General features: G+C 35.5%; 1 protein-coding gene. It reads left to right on the top strand.

The genetic code is table 11. The annotated features are described in order from the left end of the window. Positions 1 to 98: 98 nt before the first annotated feature. Entirely contained in the window at positions 99 to 980 is an 882-nt protein-coding gene (locus MT391_RS20675; RefSeq protein ID WP_499499977.1) for an IS982 family transposase, read from the top strand. Positions 981 to 1018: the final 38 nt, after the last annotated feature.

Raw genomic sequence — 1018 nt, 5'->3', positions numbered from 1 at the left:
TAACTAACCTGAATTCTGGATAAGAGTTGAACTAAATGCCCACCTAGCGATCAGATCTTTCGACCAAGAACGATTTGAAAGCACAACAAGGTGGGCATATGAGTAACTTAGTAGAAATTTTTTGTGATGTCGATGATTTTTGCATGCAATTTTGCCCTCAATGGGAAGAGCAACTAATTGTAGACGGCACTAAAAAAAGAAACCGACATTCTAAAATGACGATTAGTGAGAAAATGACCATAGTCATTGCATTCCACCAATCAAATCATCGTGATTTCAAGAACTTCTATATCGGCTTAGTTCAACGATATTGGTCTGAGCATTTCCCTAATACTCTTAGTTACACTCGTTTTATTAATACAATGTCCACATTAATTGTCCCTATGTGTGCTTACTTCCAAACGCTCAAAGGTAAACCTACGGGAATTGCATTTATTGATTCAACAAGCCTTAAAGTCAGCCACAATATTCGTATTCCAAGACATAAAGTATTCAAAGAATCAGCTAGACGAGGTAAAGGTACAATGGGTTGGTTCTTTGGTTTTAAACTTCATTTATTGATTAATCATAATGGTGAAATCCTAGCAATGAAGATCACTGCAGGTAATGAAAATGACCGAACACCTGTTATTGATTTATGTAAAAATTTAACTGGAAAACTATATGCAGACAAAGGATATATTGGAAAAGCTTTAACAAAGGAATTAAAGGATTCGGGTGTTGATTTAGTAACCACAGTGCGTAAGAACATGAAAGCTAAAGTAATATCTGCCTTTGATAAAGCGATGCTTTCAAAGAGATATATCATTGAAACAATCAATGACCAACTCAAAAATATATCTCAAGTTGAGCATAGTAGACATCGTAGCGAGAGCGGTTTTATGCTTAATGTTATTTCGGGTGTAGTGGCTTATTGTTTGAAAACACAAAAGCCACGCATTAAGTTGGTCGGACCAGATTTAGAAGCAATTACAATGTAATTGTAAAGACTGCTTATCCAGATCTCAGGTTAACTACT

It is taken from the genome of Vibrio sp. 1-Bac 57 (genome assembly GCF_037546855.1).
In the GTDB taxonomy this organism is placed as follows: Bacteria; Pseudomonadota; Gammaproteobacteria; order Enterobacterales; family Psychromonadaceae; genus Psychromonas.
Note: the sequence above shows the minus strand (reverse complement) of the source record. Positions and strands in the feature narration are given on the sequence as shown.

Excerpts from the sequence above, each read along its gene's own strand:
- MT391_RS20675 (WP_499499977.1), top strand. The coding sequence starts at position 99 with ATGAGTAACTTAGTAGAAATTTTTTGTGATGTCGATGATTTTTGCATG.